This window comes from Streptomyces sp. NPDC023527 (assembly GCF_055560115.1).
In genome coordinates this window covers 103682-123647 of the sequence record NZ_JBVHJJ010000009.1, presented here as the reverse complement: position 1 = coordinate 123647, position 19966 = coordinate 103682, and the positions used below count along the sequence as shown (strand labels likewise).

The window sequence follows — 19966 nt, the reverse complement described above, 5'->3', positions numbered from 1 at the left end:
CATCGTGCGCGGCGCTCGGCGGCGGCTACCCGGCACAGCGCCGAATAATGCTTGCCCTCCGCCCCCGTGGGAGCCGGCATGCGATTTCCGAAGCTCCCCCAAGCATGACGGCCCTCAGACTGCACCGCAAACCTCTGTCAAGGCCCTGCGCAACCAGGCGGCGTGGGCGATCCAGAGGGCAGATAAGCCTGCGCCGAGCACAGGTGTTATGCCAAACTGAGCACATGGCCGAACTCGACTCACAGCCCAAGTCCATTCAGTCCATCTACGCCTGGTACAGCGAAGATAAGCTTTGGGTTAATCGCCGATATCAGCGCAAGCTCGTATGGACCCTCGAAGAGAAGCAGCGGCTGATTGAGTCTGCGCTCAAGAGGTACCCGATCCCCGCCATCTTGCTTGCCGAGCGAGAAGGCGGCGAATATGAGGTCATTGACGGCCTGCAGAGACTTCACACCATCATCTCTTTCATCGAAACGGCATTCGCGACGCTCGATGATAGATATTTCGATGTAGCCCAGTTCGTTACGGCAAAGACAAGGGCCTCGGAGAATGAGGCGTTCTCCGTAACAAAGGGAGCTACCCTTTCAGCTCGCGAGGTCGGTACACTTCTCGATTATTCGATTGCTGTCTCCGTTATGCGCGGCGCTACCGATGACGAGATTGACGACGTCTTTGCTCGCATCAATACTTACGGGCACCAGCTCAGCGACCAAGAGCGCAGACAGTCAGGCGTTCGAGATGAATTCTCAACCCTTGTGCGCGAACTCTCCTGCGATGTCCGAGGAGACGCATCTAGTGACATCCTGAGTCTAGATAAAATGCCGTCCATCAGCATTGACCTCCCCAAGACAAAGCATGGATACGAGGTTGCAGCCGAAGACGTCTTCTGGGTCGAACAAGGCATCTTGAGGTCCACTGACCTCCGAGACTCGATGGATGAGCAGTGTGTTGCGGACATCGCGGCCTCCATTATTGGAGGCAGTCTCGTGGAACGGTCGAAGGTCGCACTCGACGAGATCTACCAGACGGGTTCAGATGAGAACCTGCGAGTCATCAGGGCGCTGGATGGCTACGGGGCTGACAGGTACTCGGCAGAATTCAAGCTGTGCATCGATGAGATTAGCGCGGTCTGCTCCGAAGGCAGCAATCAAAAGCTGCGAGCGACCATCTTCTCCAAGAAGAACACAAACCCCTTCCCTGCGGTATTCGCCGTACTCTTCGTAGCATTCCACGAATTGCTCATCGGCGAGAGTAAGAAGATCGCAGATTACAGAGGCGTGAAGTCCGCCATCACGGACCTAGACAGGCGAATCGAAACGAGCCGTGCCTCCACGTCGCCCGGCGAACGTCGCAGAAACGTTGACACAATCAAGGGCCTAATTAGCCCCTACTTCGTCGATAGCGAACCTCGGGACATCTACGGCGATCACACCGCAACGGACATCGACGCCGCGATCAGGCGTTCGGAAATCGAGGCGCCGCACTATGAATTGAAGCAGGGGATGCTTCGCCTCCACGGCATCCGCGAAATCGACCAGATGATTCTAAATAAGATGATTCGCACAATCTGCGCGATCGCCAACAATGGCAAAGATCGGGCTGGCACTATCCTGGTCGGCGTTGCAGACAAGGATGCCGACGCGAGCAGAATTCGCTCGCTCGACGGCGTGGAAGCTCGCAAGGTAGGCCATCGCCTTGTTGTAGGAGTGCAAAGGGAAGCAAAACAGCTCGGCGAGACACCAGAGAGGTATTTCGCCCGCTGGAAAGACGCCATTCGCTCGTCAGGGCTCTCACAAGGCCTTAAGGACAGCGTGCTCGCCAGTTTGTCCTACTCCGACTACTACGGACTCGGGGTGATCGTTATCCGCATTCCTGAGCAGCCGGAGGTATCCCTCCTCGATGACAAGATGTATATCAGGGAGGGCGACGACACCGTAGAGGTGACGGAGGTCTCCAGAATGCTGGAAATCGGCAAGCGATTCGCCTCGAAATAGCTGCTTCTAATGAGCTACCGAAAAGCGGTCTATTCAGCCGACCAGCCGTCCAAGGAGATCTCCGAGCCGTTGTTCAGGTAGTGGTGGAGGGCGCTAGCGGTGGTGTCGACGAAGGATTCGGGGATGGCGTCGGCGTCGATCCAGCGGACCTGGGAGTGCTTGCGGGGTTCGCGGTTTTCGGGTTCGCCGGTCCATTCGTGGGCGGCGAAGACGACCGTAAGGAAGCCGTTGGGGGCTTCGACGCCCCAAGCGCCGTGGATGATGTGGGCAACCTTGAGGGACTCAGGCTTCACCGTGAGGCCGGTCTCCTCGTAGAGCTCGCGGACCGCAGTCTCGGTGATGGGCTCACCGGGCTCGCTCTTGCCGACGGGGAGGTCCCACATGCCCTGGGCGAACTTGGCGTTTTCGCTGCGCTGGAGGAGGACGACTCGGTTGGTGGCCTTGTCGTGGACGATGACGGCCGCGACCAGCAGGGTCATCGAGTCGAGCGCCGGCTTGAGGGCTTGGGAGCGGTCGTCGGTCTGCTGAGCCACAGGGTTCCCTTCGTCGGGCGGGTTGTTGGGCATGTTAGGCGAGGGCCTCGCGGGCGCGGCGGGCGAGATCGGCGGCGCCGGGGACGCGGCGGCGCTGGTAGACCGCGAGGGTGCTGCGGATTGATGTGATGGCCTTGCGGGTCCGGTCGGAGGTCATGCCCTCCATGAGCACCAGTGCTTGTGTCCAGGCGGCTACCGCTTCGTCGGCGCGGGCCTGAGCGGCAAGACTGTCGCCGAGGTCGGCGTGGGTGAGGGCGTGGACGCGCTTGTACTTCTCCGGGTCCCAGCGGGTGAGGGCGTCGCGGTGTTGTTGCTCGGTGCCGATGTGGTCGGCGAGGTCAGTAAGCGTGCGGGCGGTGTGGCTGGCCACGGTGCCGGCTGCTGGGCCGCTGACGCGGGAGAAGCTGGGCTGGGGCCCGTCCTCGCGTAGGAGGGCGTCTTCGGCGGCGAGGAGGGCACGTGCGGCCGAGGGGGTCTCGCCGATGGCTGCGTAGGCGCGGGCGTGGGTGATGTGGAGGAGGGCTTCGGTCTGGCCGTCGACGTGGCCGAGGCCGCGGGTGAGGGCGCCTTCGACGAGGTCGACGCAATGGTGGGGCTGCTTGAGGCTGAGGGACTGGTGGGCGAGGGCTCGCATCATCCAGGCCGCGTGGCCGTGGGGGTCGGCTTCGCAGGCGAGCTGGTAGCCGACCTGCTAGTAGCGCTGGGCCGCGCCTTCGTGGCCCAGGTCGTGGTGCTTCCACCCGGCGAGGTAGGCGAGTTCGGCGACGGCTCCGAAGGCGGCCTGGCGTAACGGCTCCGAGGGGAAGCGTCCGCGGAGCATAGGGGCGGCGGTGTCGGCGAGGTACGCAGTGACGGTCGTCAGGCCATGGCCGCCGCCGAGGCGTTCGTCGGCGGCGCTGAAGGCCGCGGTGATCTGGCGTACGACGTCGATGTCCTCGGCTCCGACGAGGGAGCGGCCGGTGCGGGCGCGGAGCATCCGGGAGGTGGCTTCGTGGTCGTGGAGCAGCGGCATGGCGACGCCGGCCGTGGTGAAGGCGGCGATGGCGAGGAAGCGGCGGCGTTCGACGTCCGCGCGGCCGAGGTCGGTGACCGTCACGACCGGATCACCGTGCGAGGTGGCTTCGGCGTCACCGGCCTGGAGGCCAATCTCTGTCGGGGTGACGACGCGGTTGAGGCGGCGGGACAGGGCTTCGGCAAGGTACTGGCCGACCTGGCCCGAGGGTGTGCGGGTGCCATTGACCCAATGGGAGATCGCGGACTTGTTCGTTTGAAGCAGTTCGCCGTTCTCGGCGGCGATGCGACGGATGTCCTTGGCGAGGCCGTCATACGTGCATCCGGCGGCGTAAATCGCCTCGCGCAGGCGGGAGTTTGGGTTGGTCGGCGCTGGCACGATCTCCTCCGCTCCGGAGCTGTAAACCGCGTATACCGCTTGGCCTCGGTCACACCGTACCCACTCTGCGTAGCGGGCGGTTCACTTATCGACAGCCGCCCCACTCTCGGGCCGGGCGGCCCCCAAGTTCCGTACGCCCTAACGGGCTCGGGCATTCCTATGCCCCGGCCCGGACGATCAGAGACGGAGAAACGGTGACCACCATCGACACCGCGACCATCACGGTCGAGCTGCCCGACGCCTTCGACCCGCGCTGGAGCCGCCTGCCCGGCATCCAGGTGGACGGCCGACGCATCACCATCGACCCGGCCGAGTACTTCTTCCGCTTCGAGTCCAACACCTGGCTCGTCGCCGACTGGGAGCTGGTCAAGGCCCAGCTCCTCGACGTGGACGAGACCACCGGAAGCGCGGTGGAGCAGCTCGCGCTCGACTTCATCAAGAACCACGGCGAGTCCACGTCGGATGCCGCCCGCGTGCTGGCTACCGCGTACGAGGTGTACTCGTACCTCTTCCGCGAGGAGCACCTGGCCGGCCTCGGCCTGCCGCAGATCACCGCCTACCACCTGCGCATGCTGCGCGAGGCGGCCACCCTGATGGCGCTCAACAAGGTTGAGCTGGACGGGCACATCTCCAACGTCGGCCCGTGCTGGTTCTTCCCCGCCGCCACCTCCGTCGTCTTCGACCTGGACGACGAGAAGGGCGGAATGCTGGACGAGGTGTACCACGGAGGCTGGTTCAACGAGCACCGCCGGATCGAGTCCATCAAGGCCCACGCCGCGCTCGGCGGCCGGCTCGTGCACGGCTGCCAGTCCGTGCCGGACCAGTCCGGCGGGGTCGTCGCGCCCTACGGTGCCTCGATGGGGAACTTCCGTGACGACCTGGCCGAGTTCAAGGCGGGCTGGATCGAGCAGGTCTACGCCCACCGCGTGACCGCGGCCGAGTAACCCCACCCCCTGTACGGCTCCGGGGCGGGCTGACCCTCTCGTCCGCCCCGGAGCCCACCAGCCCCTTGGAGACCCCCATGGACCAGAGCCTGACCGCCGCCCTGCTGGACGACCTGTGCGCCCTCGTCGGCAAGCCCATCCCCGAACGTGCCGAGATCCGTGTCTGGGGCATGTCCGGCGTCGAACGCGTCACCTTCCCAGATGGTGAAACCACCGTCTTCAAGTACGCCAAGGAGCCCTTCGACCGCGAGGCCCAGGCCCTGCGGGTGGCCCGTCAGCGCGGGCTCCCGGTCCCCGAGCTCCACGCCACCGCCATGCAGGACAAGTGGCTCGGGATGCTCATGGACGACCTCGGCACCCCCGTACGTGATGCCGACGACCTCGACGGCGTCGCCGCCGCCGTGATGCTCCACGCCGCCCGCCCGGCCGGCGGCCTGCCCCTCCTCGACGGCGCGGGCCTGGCTGCCCTGCCCGGCCGAGCCCTCGATCACCTCCAGCGGCTGCGGAAGGCCGACCGGTGGTCGGACTGCGACGACATCGAGACCGCTCTGGGGAGGATCTCCGCTGCGGCCGACGCTCGCGTCCAGGGGACGACGCTCGACCCGTTCGGCTGGGTCCACTCCGAGTTCCACCCCACCAGCGTCCACATCGGTGAAGACGGCTGGCACCTCCTCGACTTCGCCCGCGCCTTCACCGGCCCCGGCCTGATCGACCTTGCCTCGTACCACGGCACCACCGAGGCGCCGAGCCCCGTCCGACTGCGGGTGTTCCTCGAGCAGTACGTCACCGCAGGCGGCCACGAGGACGCCCTCGCCGCCCGGGGCGGCCTGGCAGCTGAGGCGTGGGCCCTGGGCTGGCACCGCATGTGGGCCGTGGAGTGGTTCATGGAGCAGGCGATCCGCTGGATCAACGACCCGGTCAAGGACCCCGCGTACATCCCCGTCGTCCGCCGCCACCTGAACGACGTGGTCCAACTCCTGGAGGTCTAGGTGCTCGCCCAGGTCTCCCCCTGGTACGCCCACGCAGCCCAGCGCATAGCCGCCTCCCCGGCCCATGCGCTCACCGCACCGGCCCGGATGGAGTGGAGCACCCACGCGGGCCTCGGTCCCGGAGCTGAGATTCTGGGACGGGACCTGCGCGGCAAGCGCCTCCTGGAGCTGGGCTGCGGCCCTGGCCACAACGTGGCCCACCTCGCCAAGCACCACCAGGCCCGCGTCACCGGCGTCGACCTCGTCGGACTCCAGATACGCCGCGCCCGCTCCCACTACGGCCACCTCGACGGCGCCACCTTCGCCGCCGGCCATGCCCTGCACCACCTCCAAGCCACCGGCCAGACCTTCGACGCGATCTACTCCGTCTTCGGCGCCATCGGCCTCGTCGCCCCCGAGCTGCTGCTCGCCGCGATCTCCCGGCGCCTCAAACCGTGCGGTGTCCTGGCCTTCTCCGTCCCGCACCCGGCACGGGCCGGAAGACAACCATCCACGGACGACCGTCCGCGCGAGGACTACGTCACCATGCCCGACCACAGCCGACTGCCCATCGCCCGATGGGAGTTCGATGCCCGTCGCTGGGGCGCACACCTCACGCGTACCGGCCTGCGCATCACCTCGGCGCTGGAGCTGAGGCACCCACGCCTCGATCCGTGGCCCACCACCCTCCTGATCACCGCCCGCAAACGCTGACCCCGGAGGCACCGATGACCCTGCCCTACCTGCTCTTGGACATCGACGGCGTCCTCATCCCGTTCCCGGCAACAGACGGCAGCACCCCGCCCACCCACGTCCGTCACACCGTCCTGCCCACCGGTCGGCACCCCGACGACCCTGTCCCCATCTGGCTCGACCCCAACCATGGCCCGGATCTCACCGACCTACTGGCCAGCGGCCTCGTCACCCCGGTTTGGTGCACGAGCTGGCGCAAGGACGCCACCACGATCATCGGGCCGCTTCTGGGGCTGCCGGACTTCGCCTACCTCGACCTCCCCCGCCCCAAGATCACCACCAGCCATCCCGACGGCTACCTGTGGAAGCGCGACCACGTCGACCCCTGGCTCGGCAGAGCACCCGTCGTCTGGATCGACGACGACTTCACCGTCCTCGACCACGCCTGGGCCGCCGAACGCACCGCCCGCGGCTACGCCACCCTCCTGGTCCAGCCGGACCCGTACACCGGTCTCCAGACGAGCCACCTCGCCAAGGTACGGGACTGGGCAGGCATCCCGGACGCAGCACGTGGAACAACGGAAGCCGCATAGCAAGGGCCTCGCGTCCGGTCTACGAAGCGGATCGATCCGCCCGGGCGTTCCGATGCTCAATCAGCCGCGTCACGGCATCGTCCAACCTCTTCGCCGTGCGATGGACTGCTTCCAGGACTGAGTGGGCACCAGCACCATCAGCCCCGGAGTTCAGTGCCTTGGCAACCTGGTTCAGGTTGTTGCCGATGTACCCAAGCTGGCGTCGCGCGGCGAATAGCTCAACAACGATCTCTCGTTCACCGGCAACCTCAGCGGCTGTGCGGGTCAGGTCACTCGACGCGACGAGCGCGCAGTGCGCGAGGAAGCCTGCAGTCGTCATGCCGGAGACCCGGGCACCCGCCCTGATCTCGGCGAGCTCCTCCTCGCTTACACGGACCGTGCAGACAATCTTGCGCTGTGAAGGCTTCCGATGACGCCTTCGGATCCGGGAGAGCGGCTGGACCGGCTGCCGGCCTTCTTCGAGCTGCGGGCCGCCCTCGGCCTCAGCTTCCCCCTCTGGCGCCCCCTGGTGCCGGAGGGCCCCTTTGGATGCTCCGCCGATGGTGGAGTGTCCAAAGGGATAACTTGCTCCGCTCGCGGTCGGCATTGCGGCTGTGTCCTGTCCTCCATCTGCATCGGTCGAGAATGCGAGGTCGTCGCTCCCCTCGTTGGAAGCAGCGTCGTTCGTGTTGTCGATCAGGGCGAGTCTCCTTCACACGGCGTAGCGGCAGCGGGCGGCGACTCGACCACGGGCAACCGTGCGCCCGGGATCCAAGCCACCCGCTGTTCTGTCCCCAGGTGAGGGCATTACTGGGGGGCACAAGGGCGAGTGACCGGGTGGTCGGAAGGGGTTCCGACCACCCGATCGGGACAGTCGACTTGGCGGTCAGCTGAGGTTCGCCTCGGTCTCGAACTCGGGTCGCAGGATGTTCATCGCGTCGGTCAGCCGTTCACCGCCGAGCTTGAGGTCCTCGTCCTTTACGGCCTGCCGGACCACTGCCCGGCTGAGGCGTCCTTGCTGAACCGCAGCTGCACGTCCGATTTCGACGATCCGGTCAAGGGGTGCGTCCGGCGGCCGACCACCCTGCGCCTGGGGCTTCGGTTCCTCGTCCACCACTGCGGAGGACCCGGCCGCGACCTCTGCCACTGAACCGGTCTCGCGCGTGATGAGGATGCGGAGGTGGACCGCCCCAGCGAGAGCGAGCGGGGCAAGGGTGGAAAGGATGCCGACCGTGAGGTCACTCAGCCGCAGAGTGCCGGAGGCGGCCTGTTGGTTGAGGCGTACCGCGTGGAGGGCGTTGGCCCAGGTGCTGGCGGCGGTGGCGGTGCCGAAGAGGGTCCATACGTACAGGCGGGCGCGGAACGGGGCGCCCCGCAGGATGATCAGAGCACGCACGCCGTAGGCGATGAACCCGTCGATGAGCAGCGGGAAAAGGTACGTCAGAAATCCGCGGACGTGGATGGCCACGGCCATCTGCTGCAAGGCGTCGTACGAGAGCGCGCATCCGGCGGCACCAAGGGCGAGGATCGCTGCGTGGTCCCAGGCTGTGGCGCGGCTGGGCATGGTTATCTGGGCAGGTGGCGCGAGGGTGGCCATGTGGTGCGAGTACTCCAAGGGGTGGCGGGGTTGTTGCGGTGGCCCGTCTTTTCCGTCTTGGCCGTTGCAAGCGCAGGTCAGGCGGGGTACGGCAGCGACGCGGCGCTCCGTCTTGGTTCCGTCCCGGCGGGCGTCCTGTGACCTGCGGCGATACGGCAAGGACGCCTGGGACGCGGCAAGACGGATGCGGGCGGCGTATCAGTGGTGCGGCGCGGCCAGCGTTGATCGACTTCCGTCTTGGCCCCGGTTGCCGTCTTGGCTGCATGCGTCTGACCTGCGGTGCGACGGCAGGGACGGCACGGACGGCAACCGGGGTGGGCGGGGTCTCAGCCCTCGATCGAGGCGGGGCCGGCATCGACGGGGTGGACACCGGGGCAGTACCGGCGCCAGGCGTCGAGGAACTTGTTGCGGGTGTAGCCCTTGCGCTGGGTCTTGTCCGCGAGGCGGACGTTGCCCGGCCGGATGCCGTACTCGCGGAGCAGGGAACCGAGTTCGCGGGCCGTCAGGCCGCTGCGCCCCCAATCCGCCCAGGGGCCTTCGGCGTCGCCACGCAGGGCGCTGAGGATCTCGTCGGTGGTCAGGCTCTCCGGCTCGCGCTGGGCGAAGAAGACGCGGCGGATGTCGGCGAGGATGCGTGCGCCACCGGGGTTGTCCTCCTCGGCCTGGAGCTCGTCGGCGACCATCTGCGCGCAGGCGGCGCGCGCCAGGCGGGGCCACGGGCCGCCCGCGAGGTCGGCGGTGATGACCAGCGGTTCCCAGGTGTCGGCAGCACGGTCCTCGACTGGCATCGGCGGTTCAAGGTCTGCAGCCTCGTCAAGCAGCGGCCTTGCCCATGCGGCGATGCGGTCGCGGAGATTGTGGAGGGACGGGGTGTCGCGGCGGGAGCGGAAGGGATGCACGCTCTCGCCCTCGGCCCGGCGCCTCATGCGGATGACCACTGAGCGGTCCATGATCGTGTCGGGCAGGTCACCGATCCCAGCCAGGGCCGCCATGGCGAAGGTGGCGAACCTGTGGGGCGTGTGGTCGTTGCCGACCACCCGGGTGACGTACCGATTGCGCTGGTGACCCGCGTTGAGCAGGCCGCGCATCTCCTCGTTCTTCTCGGCCATCTTCGGGGTGCCGAAGATAGTGTCCGCCTCGTCCACGAGGAGCGTGGGCGGCTCCTCAGTGATGGACCGGAAGATCGCCGCCGGAGTGGTGTTGATGGTGAGCATCGGCTCGTGGACCGTCTCGGTCAGCACATCCAGTAGCCGTGACTTGCCGCACCGCTTCGCGGGGCCGACCACGGCCAGGCGCGGGGCGTGCTGCCAGGCGGGCTGGAGGTGAGTCGCGGCGACCCACAGTGTGACCGCGTCCAGGGCACGCTCGGAGGGAAGGATCACGAAGCGGGCGATCTGTTCCCGTAGTTCTGACAGCAGCTCGGCGCCCTCAGTAGCCGGCACATCCGGAATCTCCGCAGGCTCGGCAGGTGGTACCTCTTCAGCCTCCGCGGGGGCCTCGTCCCGGACGATGCCAGGTTGGCCAGGTACCGCCACCGGAGGCCATCCGACCTGATGAGCGGCAGGGGTGTTCGGGGTCGCGGGGTGCAGCAATACGAACTCCTTCTGGTGGGGCATCGGGTTGTCCGAACCGGCTCCACTGGTTCGATTCGATTCACTCTCGGGCGGGGCGTTCACGCCGTGGGCTGTCACCGTGTCAGGGTCGGCGGCCATCAAGCTCCGAGAGCCCAGTTACCGCGCAGCCCGTCCTGGCTGAGCAGTTCCTGGTCGAAGCGAGCGAGCTCGGATTCGCTGTAGAGGACTCGGCGGCCGACCTTCACGCCCCGAGGGCCGTAGCCCGTGTGACGCCAGTACCGGACTGTGCTCTCGGCGGTGCGGTAGCGCTCCGCCACTTCGGCGGTGGTGAGGTAGGGACCCAAGATTTTCCCATTCGACTAGGCGACTTTCCATTTCACCTAGACAGTGCCACGCGGAGCGCGGTTACTCAAACCGGAGAGTCCGTGTTTCAATTGGGATAGCCACTGGGCATGAGACGGAGGGTGACATGAAGGACGGACCAGGCGACGGCAGCGCGCCGCTGCTCTACAGCGAGGGCAACGCGGCGGCACGCATCGGGCTGGAGCGCGAGGTCAGGGGGTGGAGCACGACCGAACTGGCCGCCCGCATGACCAAGGCCGGCGTGCCGATGAACCAGACCGCCGTCTGGCGCATCGAGAACGGCAACCCGCGCCGCAAGATCACCCTCGATGAGGCGCTCGGCTTCGCCCGCGTCTTCGAGCTGCCCCTCGAAGAGCTCATGTCACCGCCCCTGGACGGTCTCGACCTCGACGGTCGGCGCATCGTCCAGGAGGCAGTCGAGGCGTTCTACGAGTCCCGAGACGCGCAGGACCGACTCCACCACGCGGTCGTCGCCATCTCCGAATACATCGAGGCGCACCCCGAGGGCTCGAAGGGCATCCACCTGCAGGTCCTCCGCCTCATGGGCGAAGAGCGCGAGGCCCGCGCCCTCGCCGAGTACATCGAAAGCGGCGGCTACTACCACTGATCACCGAGGAAAGAAGACCCACTTGGCGAACATCCAGAAGCGACCCAACGGCAAATGGCGCGCCCGCTACCGCGACCTCGACGGCAAGGAGCACGCACGCCACTTCGACCGCAAGATCGACGCCCAGCGCTGGCTCGACGAGGTCACGACCAGCGTGGTCACCGGGCAGTACGTCGACCCGAGGTCGGCGAAGAAGCCCTTCAAGGAGTACGCGGAGGAGTGGCGGGCCAGCCAGCCACACCGGCCGTCGACGGCCAAGGCCGTGGCCCAGCACCTGCGTTGCTACGCCTACCCCGTCTGGGAGAAGCGGGCACTTGGCGCCATCAAGCCCGGTGACGTGCAGAGCTGGATCACCAGCCTGACGACCACCCACAAGCTCGCCGCGAGCACCTCCCGCACCGTCTTCAACACCGTCAACGCGGTCTTCCGGGCAGCGGTCCGCGACCGCATGATTCCGCACAACCCCTGCACCGACGCGAAGCTGCCCTCAGTGCCCCGGAAGAAGGTGGTGCCGCTCGCGGTCGAGCAGGTGCGGACGCTGGCCGAGGAGATACCCCGGCGCTACAAGGGCCTGGTCCTGCTGGGCGCCGCCACAGGGCTCCGGCCGGGTGCGCTCTTCGGCCTCCAGCTCCGGCACGTCGACTTGCTGCAGGCGACCGTCTCGGTAGAGCAGCAAATCCAGCAGACGGCCAAGCACGGCGTGTACGTCGGCCCGTCGAAGACCGCGCGCTCACACCGCACGGTTCCGCTCCCCCGCGTGGCGGTGGATGCGATGAAGGCCCACCTGGGGGACTTCCCCGCCGATGGGCCCGAGAGCTGGGTCTTCACGGCGCCGCAGGGCGGGCCCGTGGTCTACACGCACTTCATGGACGGGTCCTGGCGGCCCGCCTGCGCGAAGGCCGGCATAGCGAAGGGCACCGGACCCCACTCCCTCCGGCACCACTACGCCAGCCTGCTGATCAAGCACGGCGAGTCGGTGAAGACCGTCTCCGAGCGCCTCGGCCACACCAACGCGGCCATGACGCTGAACATCTACACCCACCTGTGGCCCGACTCCGAGGAGCGGACCCGGGCCGCCGTCGACAAGGCGTACGCGGACCAGTCCGCCGAGACACAGGTCGACGAAGCGGCGTAGCCGCTCCCCCGTGTGCCGGACTCATCCAGCACGCTGCGGACTCTGTGCGGACCGCAAAGGCCGCCCAACCCGCTCCGCCGCAGGTCAGACGGCCTTTCGCCGAACGTATTAGACGTTGAAGCGGAACTCCACCACGTCCCCGTCCGCCATCACGTAGTCCTTGCCCTCCATGCGGGCCTTGCCCGCGGCGCGGGCCTCGGCCACGGAGCCGGTGGTGACCAGGTCCTCGAAGGAGATGACCTCGGCCTTGATGAAGCCCTTCTGGAAGTCGGTGTGGATGACACCGGCCGCCTCGGGGGCCGTGGCGCCCTTCTTGATGGTCCAGGCGCGGGTTTCCTTCGGGCCGGCCGTCAGGTAGGTCTGCAGGCCCAGGGTGTCGAAGCCGACGCGGCCGAGCGTGGCCAGGCCGGGCTCCTCCTGGCCCATGGACTGGAGGAGCTCCAGCGCCTCGTCATCGTCCAGCTCGATCAGCTCGGACTCGATCTTGGCGTTGAGGAAGATCGCCTCGGCGGGGGCCACCAGCGCGCGCTGCTCGTTCTTGAAGTCCTCGTCGACCAGTTCGTCCTCGTCGACGTTGAAGACGTAGAGGAAGGGCTTGGTGGTGAGCAGGTGGAGCTCGTGCAGGAGGTCGCCCTGCTCGGTGCCCTTGGTGATGCCGGCCGAGAAGAGGGTCTGGCCGGACTCCAGGATGCCCTTGGCGTTCTCGACGGCGGCGAGGACGGCCACCTTCTCCTTCTGGAGGCGGGACTCCTTGGTCAGGCGCGGGACGGCCTTCTCCACCGACTGGAGGTCGGCGAGGATCAGCTCGGTGTTGATGGTCTCGATGTCGTCCTTGGGCGAGACCTTGCCGTCGACGTGGACGACGTTCTCGTCCTTGAAGGCACGGATGACCTGGCAGATCGCGTCGGACTCACGGATGTTCGCCAGGAACTTGTTGCCCAGGCCCTCACCCTCCGAGGCGCCGCGCACGATGCCCGCGATGTCGACGAAGTCGACGGTGGCCGGAAGGATCTTCTGCGACCCGAAGATCTCGGCCAGCTTCTGCAGCCGGGGGTCGGGGACGCCGACGACGCCCACGTTGGGCTCGATGGTGGCGAACGGGTAGTTGGCCGCCAGCACGTCGTTCTTGGTCAGGGCGTTGAACAGGGTCGACTTGCCGACATTGGGCAGACCGACGATTCCGATCGTGAGCGACACGTGGCGACTTCCCGTAGCGAGATTCCCATGGCGATGGAGACGGCAGGTCCTGCCGCGCCATCCCTGGGAATGGTGTAAAGGGTCCGCGGCCCACGGCGGGCCGGTCATCCAGTCTACGGGTCCGGGCCGCACGGGCGGCCCGGAAGGACTATCGGTCGAACACACGGCCAAGGTGGGCCAAACAGCGTGTCCAACGTCGGATTCCTCCCGCTTCCCGACCTACTTTGGTCGGGTGGAGCAACCCAGCACGCGTATCCCTCAGCGCAAGGTCCGCCGCACGTCCCCCGTGCCCCGGCCCGCCTCCCCCGTGGGGCAGGGCGAGAGCGCGTCGCTCCAGCGCGCCGGCGAGGGGCGGTCCTCGCCCCAGCTGCGGGTGCCGGGGCCACGGCTGACCGGGCTCGGCACCGGCCTGCTCACCGCCCTGGCGATGCTCGGGGCAGGCTGGCTGACCGACCGCATGGCGGGCGGCGCGGTCTCGCTCTACGGCGCGTTCTTCCTGTTCGCGAGCGCCGCGTGCGCGCTGTGGGTACGGCCCGCCGACCTCGCGACCGCGCCGGTGACCGTGCCCATCGCCTTCGCGGTGGGCGCCGTGCCCCTCACCGAGGGCGCGGGCGGCTTCGCCGGTCAGGCCATGGGCATGATCACTCTGCTGTCCCTGAGCGCCGGCTGGCTCTACACCGGCACGCTGCTGGCCGCGCTGATCGCGTTCTCCCGCAGGATCGCGCTGATCAGGACGCGGCGGCGGGAGCGGAGCCGGCCTCGGCGGCGGCCATCGCGGCCCCTACGATCCCCGCGTTGTTCAGCAGCCGAGCGGGAACGATCTCGGAGCTGACCCCTTCGATCAGCGGCAGGAACTTGTCGGCCTTGCGGCTGACGCCGCCGCCGATCACCAGGAGGTCGGGCGAGAACAGCTTCTCCACGTGGAGGAGGTAGCGCTCCACCCGGCGCGCCCAGTGCTGCCAGTTCAGGCCCTCCTCGTCCTTGACCCGGGTCGAGGCGCGGGTCTCCGCGTCGTGGCCGTGCAGCTCCAGATGGCCCAGCTCGGTGTTGGGTACGAGCGTGCCATTGGTGAAGAGGGCGCTGCCGATGCCCGTACCGAAGGTGAGCACGATGACCGTGCCGGACCGGCCGCGGCCCGCGCCGTAGCGCATCTCGGCGAGCCCGGCGGCGTCCGCGTCGTTCAGTACGGTCACGGGGGCGCCGATCCGCTCCGTGAGCAGCGCGGCGGCGTCCCGGCCCAGCCAGCCCTTGTCGACATTGGCGGCGGAACGGGTCGTACCGCCGACCACCACGCCGGGGAACGTCACCCCGACCGGCCGCCCGTCCCAGCCGAAGTGCTCCGCGACCTCCCGGACACTGTCCGCGACCGCGTCGGGGGTGGCCGGGTGCGGGGTGAGGACCTTGAAGCGGTCCTCGGTCAGCTCACCCCGTGCCAGGTCGACCGGTGCGCCCTTGATGCCCGATCCGCCGATGTCCACGCCGAAAAGGTTCATGGTCACCACGCTACGGGGCAGGGCGGACGATCACCCCTCGTCGGTGGCGGAATCCGGCCCCCGGCCGGACAGCTCGGCCGCCTCCGCCCGCAGGTCGCGGCGGAGCTCCTTCGGCAGCGAGAAGGTGATGGACTCCTGGGCGGCCGTGATCGTCTCGACGTCGTCGTAGCCGCGCTCGGCGAGCCACTGCAGGACGCCGTCGACGAGGATCTCCGGCACCGACGCGCCCGAGGTCACACCGACCGTGCTCACGCCCTCCAGCCACGCCTCGTCGATCTCCTCGGCGAAGTCGACCAGGTGGGCGTCGCGCGCACCCGCGCCGAGGGCGACCTCGACGAGGCGGACGGAGTTGGATGAGTTCTTGGAACCGACGACGATCACCAGGTCGGCGTCGGCGCCCATCTGCTTGACGGCGGTCTGGCGGTTCTGCGTGGCGTAGCAGATGTCGTCGCTCGGCGGGCTGATCAGCTGCGGGAAGCGGCCCTTGAGGGCGTCGACCGTCTCCATCGTCTCGTCCACCGAGAGGGTGGTCTGGGAGAGCCAGACGACCTTGGACTCGTCGCGGACGCTCACGTTCGCCACGTCGTCGGGGCCGTCGACCAGGGTGATGTGGTCGGGCGCCTCACCGCTCGTACCGATGACCTCCTCGTGACCCTCGTGGCCGATGAGGAGGATGTCGTAGTCGTCGTTGGCGAAGCGGACGGCTTCCTTGTGGACCTTGGTGACCAGCGGGCAGGTGGCGTCGATGGTCGCGAGCTTGCCGCGCGCGGCCTCCTCGTGGACGACGGGGGCCACGCCGTGGGCCGAGAAGATGACGATGTTGCCCTCGGGCACCTCCTCCGTCTCGTCGACGAAGATGGCGCCCTTCTTCTCCAGGGACTTCACCACGTACTTGTTGTGCACGATCTCGTGGCGCACATAGACGGGCGCTCCGTACTGCTCCAGGGCTTTCTCGACGGCGATCACGGCACGGTCCACACCCGCGCAGTAGCCACGGGGGGCGGCGAGCAGAACCTTGCGGGCGGTGGTAGCAGTCATGCGATCCATCGTACGGGCCCGTCCACCGCTGGTTCCGCCTGACCGGCATGGCGGGTGGAGCTGGGGCACGATGGGCGGCAGGTACGCACCAGCGAGGGGCATTCCATGGCCACACCACCCGCCGGCGGTCACAAGAGCGAGCACGGGAGCGGTCTCCGGGACGCTCGCGGGAACAACGGCGAGGACACCCTCCGCCGCACGCTCTCCTTCCGGGACCTGGTCGTCTACGGCCTCCTCTTCATCGCCCCCATGGCGCCGGTCGGCATCTTCGGCACCCTCGACGCCAAGGCACACGGCGCGGTCGCGCTCGTCTACGTCGTGGCGACGGTCGCGATGGCGTTCACGGCCTTCTCGTACGCGCAGATGGTGCGGGTCGCCCCTCGGGCGGGGTCGGTCTACACGTACGCGCGCGTGGGGCTCGGCGAGGGGCCGGGTTTCATGGCCGGGTGGATGGCGATGCTCGACTACCTGCTGATCCCGGCGGTGGCGTACCTCTTCTCCGGCATCGCCCTGAACGCGCTGGTGCCGGAGGTCTCGCGGTGGGTGTGGACGGCCCTCGCGGTGGTCGTGACGACCGCCCTGAACATGTGGGGGGTGCGGACGGCGGCGCTGGTGGGCTTCCTGGTGCTGGCCATGGAGATCCTCGTGCTGCTGGTCTTCCTGGCCTCGGCGATCTTCGCGCTGGCCGAGAAGGGCACCCAGCGCGGGTGGCTGTCGCCGCTGACCGGGGAGGGCGGGCTCGCCATGGGTGCCGTCTTCACGGCGGTGTCGGTGGCGGTGCTGTCGTATCTGGGCTTCGACGCCATCGCGGCGTTCGCGGAGGAGTCGGCGGGTGGCTCGGAGCGGGTGGCGCGCGCGGTGCTGACCTGCCTCGCGGTGGCGGGCGTCCTCTTCATCGCCCAGACCTATCTGGCGGCGCTGCTCGCCCCCATGTCACCGGCGGAGCTGGCGGCGCGGCCGGAGGACCAGGGGTCGGCCTTCTACGACACGGTCGACGCGGCGACGGGTGCCTGGCTGCACGATCTGGTGGCCGCCAGCAAGGCCATCGGCGCCGCGTTCGCGGCTCTCGCCGGTCAGGCGGCGGCCGGCCGGCTGCTCTTCGCGATGGCCCGTGACCGGCGGCTGCCGGGCATCCTGTCGAAGGTGGACCGGAGTTCGGGGGTGCCCCGGCCGGCGCTGCTCGGCGCGGCGGTGGTCACCCTGCTGGCGTCGGTGTGGGCGGCGCGGCGCGACGACGGCCTGGACCGGCTGGTGTCGGTGGTGGACGTCGGCGCGCTGGTCGCCTTCGCGCTGCTGCATCTGTCGGTGATCGGCTGGTTCGCGGTACGCAAGCGGGGCGGGCCCGTGCGTCCCGTACGGCATGTGCTGGTGCCGCTGCTGGGCCTGGCGGTGGTGATCGCGGTGATCGTCAAGGCGTCGGGCGCGGCGCAGACCGTCGGCGCGGTCTGGGCGGTTGCCGGGCTGGGGGTCCTGGGCGCGCAGGTGTTCCGGCGCTCGACGGCGGGCTGAGGCGGCTGCCGTGTGCGGGCCCGGCCCGAAGCGGCTTCCGTGTGCGGCCCGGGCCGTTGTCGGTGCCCGCCACTACTCTCGTCCCCATGGCTCTCAACACGTCCCCGGACGCGCCGATCCCCGTAGGCCAGGTGTCCCGCCTGATCGGCGGGTGGATCGACCGGCTGGGCGCGGTGTGGGTCGAGGGACAGATCACGCAGCTCTCGCGGCGTCCCGGCGCGGGGGTCGTGTTCCTGACGCTGCGCGACCCCTCGCACGACATCTCCCTGTCGGTGACCTGCTATCGCGCGGTCTTCGACCAGGTCGCCGACATCGTCTCGGAGGGCGCGCGCGTCGTCGTGCACGCCAAGCCCGAGTGGTACGCGCCGCGTGGCTCGCTGTCGCTGCGGGCCACCGAGATCAAGCCGGTGGGCGTCGGTGAGCTGCTGGCGCGGCTGGAGCAGCTGAAGAGGTCGCTGGGGGCGGAGGGACTGTTCGCCGCCGACCGCAAGCGGCCGCTGCCCTTCCTGCCGCAGCTGATCGGTCTGGTCTGCGGCCGCGCCTCGGCCGCCGAGCGTGACGTGCTGGAGAACGCCCGGCACCGCTGGCCCGCCGTCCGCTTCGAGATCCGCAACGTCCCCGTGCAGGGCGTGCACGCGGTGCCGCGCGTCATCGAGGCGGTCACGGAGCTGGACAAGACGCCTGAAGTCGACGTGATCATCGTGGCGCGCGGCGGCGGCAGCGTGGAGGACCTGCTGCCGTTCTCCGACGAGCGGCTCGTCCGGGCGGTGTCCGCGTGCCGTACGCCGGTGGTGTCGGCGATCGGCCACGAGCCGGACTCCCCGCTGCTGGACCTGGTCGCCGACCTGCGGGCCTCCACCCCCACGGACGCGGCGAAGCGCGTCGTGCCCGACGTGGGCGAGGAGCTGGTCCGCGTACGGCAGTTGCGCGACCGGGCACTGCGCTGTGTCACCGCGCACCTGGAGCGCGAGGAGCGCGGCCTGGCGGCCGTCCGGGCGCGGCCGTGCGTGGAGCGGCCGCAGCGGATGGTGGACGAGCGGGAGGCCCAGGTCGACGCGCTCACCGACCGGGGGCGGCGCACCCTCGGCCATCTGCTGGACCGGGCGGAGTCGGAGCTGTCGCACACCCACGCGCGCGTGGTCGCGCTGTCCCCGGCGGCGACGCTGCGCCGGGGCTATGCCGTGCTCCAGCACGCCGACGGCTCGGTGGTGCGCGCGGCGGCCGAGGTGACGGCACAGGAGGAGCTGCGGGCGCGGGTCGCGGAGGGCGAGTTCACGGTGCGGCCCGTTGTCACACCGCCCGCATAGTCTGGGTGGCATGGCGAAGACGGGTGCGGCGGACATGGGCTCCGGCGAGAGCGTGCTGGGGTACGAGCAGGCGCGGGACGAGCTGATCGACGTGGTGCGCCGCCTGGAGGCGGGCGGCACGACGCTGGAGGAGTCGCTGGCGCTGTGGGAGCGCGGCGAGGAGCTCTCCAAGGTCTGCCGGCACTGGCTGGAGGGCGCCCGGGCGCGGCTGGACGCGGCGCTGGCGGAGTCCGAGGAGGGGGCGGCCACCGAGGCGCGCTCCACGGCCGACCAGGGCTGAACCGGCACCGGCCGCAGGGTGCGAGCCGGGCTTTTCGACACGACCAACCGGACAAACGGGAGTGAGTCGGGTCACCGCACCCCAGGTTTGGTTGAAAGTTCACACACATTGCGTACAGTGGAGGTCATCAGCACGACCCCCCACACGCATGTGAAGGTGTTTTCCCATGACCCTCGCCCTCGACCCCACCGCGCAGGACCTGCTCTTCCGTGAGGCCCACACGGCCAACACCTTCTCCGCGGAACCGGTGACCGACGAGCAGATCCAGGCCGTCTACGACCTGGTCAAGTACGCGCCCACCGCTTTCAACCAGTCGCCGCTGCGCGTCGTCCTCGTCCGCTCCGAGGAGGCCCGCGAGCGCCTGGCGCCGCTCATGGCCGAGGGCAACCGGGCCAAGACGGTGTCCGCGCCGCTGGTGGCCATCCTCGCCACGGACAACGAGTTCCACGAGGAGCTGCCGGCGCTGATGCCGCACTTCCCCCAGGCCAAGGACGTCTTCTTCGCCGAGCGCCCGGTCCGCGAGCGGTCGGCCGCGCTCAACGGCGCGCTCCAGGCCGGCTACTTCCTCGTCGGCGTCCGCGCCGCGGGGCTGGCCGCCGGCCCGATGACCGGCTTCGACCACGCCGGCGTCCAGAAGGAGTTCCTCGACGCCGACCACACGCCGCTGATGATCGTGAACATCGGCAAGCCCGGCCCGGACGCCTCGCGCCCGCGCGCCCCGCGCCTGGCGTACGACCAGGTCGTCACGACCGTCTGAGCCGGCCGCCCCGGC

20 protein-coding genes and 1 pseudogene are annotated in these 19966 nt (G+C 68.7%); 12 read left to right on the top strand and 9 right to left on the bottom strand.

Annotated elements, in window-relative coordinates:
- The first annotated feature begins 224 nt into the window (after nt 1–224).
- Nucleotides 225–1994, top strand: coding sequence for a GmrSD restriction endonuclease domain-containing protein (locus ACZ303_RS19250; RefSeq protein WP_467340416.1), 1770 nt, complete (start codon nt 225–227; stop codon nt 1992–1994).
- A gap of 29 nt (nt 1995–2023) precedes the next feature.
- Here the strand turns inward: ACZ303_RS19250 and ACZ303_RS19245 are convergent, their stop codons facing one another.
- Both ACZ303_RS19245 and ACZ303_RS19240 read right to left on the bottom strand, forming a co-directional pair.
- A complete protein-coding gene (locus ACZ303_RS19245) occupies nt 2024–2560 on the bottom strand; it encodes an NUDIX domain-containing protein (protein ID WP_467340414.1) in 537 nt (178 codons plus the stop codon).
- Between the two features lies 1 nt (nt 2561).
- A pseudogene (locus ACZ303_RS19240) lies at nt 2562–3917 on the bottom strand (tetratricopeptide repeat protein).
- 194 nt (nt 3918–4111) lie between these two features.
- Between ACZ303_RS19240 and ACZ303_RS19235 the strand changes: the two are divergent.
- From ACZ303_RS19235 to ACZ303_RS19220, 4 genes are all read left to right on the top strand, one after another.
- Nucleotides 4112–4861: a hypothetical protein gene (locus ACZ303_RS19235; protein ID WP_467340412.1), complete on the top strand. Its 750-nt coding sequence runs from the start codon at nt 4112–4114 to the stop codon at nt 4859–4861.
- Between the two features lie 77 nt (nt 4862–4938).
- On the top strand, nt 4939–5850 hold the full coding sequence (locus ACZ303_RS19230; protein WP_467340410.1) for a phosphotransferase family protein: 912 nt from the start codon (nt 4939–4941) through the stop codon (nt 5848–5850).
- Nucleotides 5851–6543, top strand: coding sequence for a class I SAM-dependent methyltransferase (locus ACZ303_RS19225; RefSeq protein WP_467340408.1), 693 nt, complete (start codon nt 5851–5853; stop codon nt 6541–6543).
- Nucleotides 6544–6557: 14 nt separating this feature from the next.
- Nucleotides 6558–7115, top strand: coding sequence for an HAD domain-containing protein (locus tag ACZ303_RS19220; RefSeq protein ID WP_467340406.1), 558 nt, complete (start codon nt 6558–6560; stop codon nt 7113–7115).
- 19 nt (nt 7116–7134) lie between these two features.
- Here ACZ303_RS19220 and ACZ303_RS19215 read toward each other — a convergent pair whose 3' ends face one another.
- From ACZ303_RS19215 to ACZ303_RS19200, 4 genes are all read right to left on the bottom strand, one after another.
- A complete protein-coding gene (locus tag ACZ303_RS19215) occupies nt 7135–7701 on the bottom strand; it encodes a plasmid mobilization protein (RefSeq protein ID WP_467340404.1) in 567 nt (188 codons plus the stop codon).
- Nucleotides 7702–7980: 279 nt separating this feature from the next.
- Nucleotides 7981–8691 carry a DUF2637 domain-containing protein gene (locus ACZ303_RS19210; RefSeq protein WP_467340402.1) on the bottom strand — a complete coding sequence of 237 codons (711 nt, stop codon included), beginning with the start codon at nt 8689–8691 and terminating at the stop codon, nt 7981–7983.
- Between the two features lie 326 nt (nt 8692–9017).
- Complete coding sequence (locus tag ACZ303_RS19205) at nt 9018–10403, bottom strand: DUF3631 domain-containing protein (protein WP_467340400.1); 1386 nt, start codon at nt 10401–10403, stop codon at nt 9018–9020.
- A complete protein-coding gene (locus ACZ303_RS19200) occupies nt 10403–10609 on the bottom strand; it encodes a helix-turn-helix domain-containing protein (RefSeq protein ID WP_190101490.1) in 207 nt (68 codons plus the stop codon). Before ACZ303_RS19200 ends, ACZ303_RS19205 begins: the two co-directional genes overlap by 1 nt.
- A 125-nt stretch (nt 10610–10734) precedes the next feature.
- On the opposite strand from ACZ303_RS19200, the gene ACZ303_RS19195 reads away from it, so the two are divergent.
- Together ACZ303_RS19195 and ACZ303_RS19190 are read left to right on the top strand one after the other, a co-directional pair.
- Entirely contained in the window at nt 10735–11235 is a 501-nt protein-coding gene (locus tag ACZ303_RS19195) for a helix-turn-helix domain-containing protein (protein ID WP_190101491.1), read from the top strand.
- Nucleotides 11236–11257: 22 nt separating this feature from the next.
- Nucleotides 11258–12370, top strand: coding sequence for a tyrosine-type recombinase/integrase (locus tag ACZ303_RS19190; protein WP_467340397.1), 1113 nt, complete (start codon nt 11258–11260; stop codon nt 12368–12370).
- A 108-nt stretch (nt 12371–12478) separates the two neighbouring features.
- Here the strand turns inward: ACZ303_RS19190 and ychF are convergent, their stop codons facing one another.
- Nucleotides 12479–13567, bottom strand: coding sequence for a redox-regulated ATPase YchF (gene ychF / locus ACZ303_RS19185; RefSeq protein ID WP_467340395.1), 1089 nt, complete (start codon nt 13565–13567; stop codon nt 12479–12481).
- Between the two features lie 232 nt (nt 13568–13799).
- Here ychF and ACZ303_RS19180 point away from each other — a divergent pair, with 232 nt between their 5' ends.
- A complete protein-coding gene (locus ACZ303_RS19180; protein ID WP_467340393.1) occupies nt 13800–14399 on the top strand; it encodes a DUF6542 domain-containing protein in 600 nt (199 codons plus the stop codon).
- Here the strand turns inward: ACZ303_RS19180 and ppgK are convergent.
- Both ppgK and ACZ303_RS19170 read right to left on the bottom strand, forming a co-directional pair.
- Entirely contained in the window at nt 14296–15060 is a 765-nt protein-coding gene (gene ppgK / locus ACZ303_RS19175; RefSeq protein ID WP_467340391.1) for a polyphosphate--glucose phosphotransferase, read from the bottom strand. The genes ACZ303_RS19180 and ppgK overlap by 104 nt on opposite strands.
- Nucleotides 15061–15090: 30 nt before the next feature.
- Entirely contained in the window at nt 15091–16098 is a 1008-nt protein-coding gene (locus ACZ303_RS19170; protein ID WP_467340389.1) for a 4-hydroxy-3-methylbut-2-enyl diphosphate reductase, read from the bottom strand.
- A gap of 105 nt (nt 16099–16203) precedes the next feature.
- On the opposite strand from ACZ303_RS19170, the gene ACZ303_RS19165 reads away from it, so the two are divergent.
- The 4 genes from ACZ303_RS19165 to ACZ303_RS19150 all read left to right on the top strand — a co-directional run bounded on the left by ACZ303_RS19165 (nt 16204) and on the right by ACZ303_RS19150 (nt 19951).
- The gene (locus ACZ303_RS19165; RefSeq protein ID WP_467340387.1) at nt 16204–17607 is read left to right on the top strand and encodes an APC family permease; all 1404 of its coding nucleotides are present in this window, start codon (nt 16204–16206) and stop codon (nt 17605–17607) included.
- Between the two features lie 86 nt (nt 17608–17693).
- Nucleotides 17694–18914: an exodeoxyribonuclease VII large subunit gene (gene xseA, locus ACZ303_RS19160; RefSeq protein WP_467340385.1), complete on the top strand. Its 1221-nt coding sequence runs from the start codon at nt 17694–17696 to the stop codon at nt 18912–18914.
- A gap of 10 nt (nt 18915–18924) precedes the next feature.
- Entirely contained in the window at nt 18925–19194 is a 270-nt protein-coding gene (locus tag ACZ303_RS19155; protein WP_467340383.1) for an exodeoxyribonuclease VII small subunit, read from the top strand.
- A gap of 166 nt (nt 19195–19360) precedes the next feature.
- Nucleotides 19361–19951, top strand: coding sequence for a malonic semialdehyde reductase (locus ACZ303_RS19150; RefSeq protein WP_467340381.1), 591 nt, complete (start codon nt 19361–19363; stop codon nt 19949–19951).
- The last annotated feature ends 15 nt before the right edge of the window (nt 19952–19966 follow it).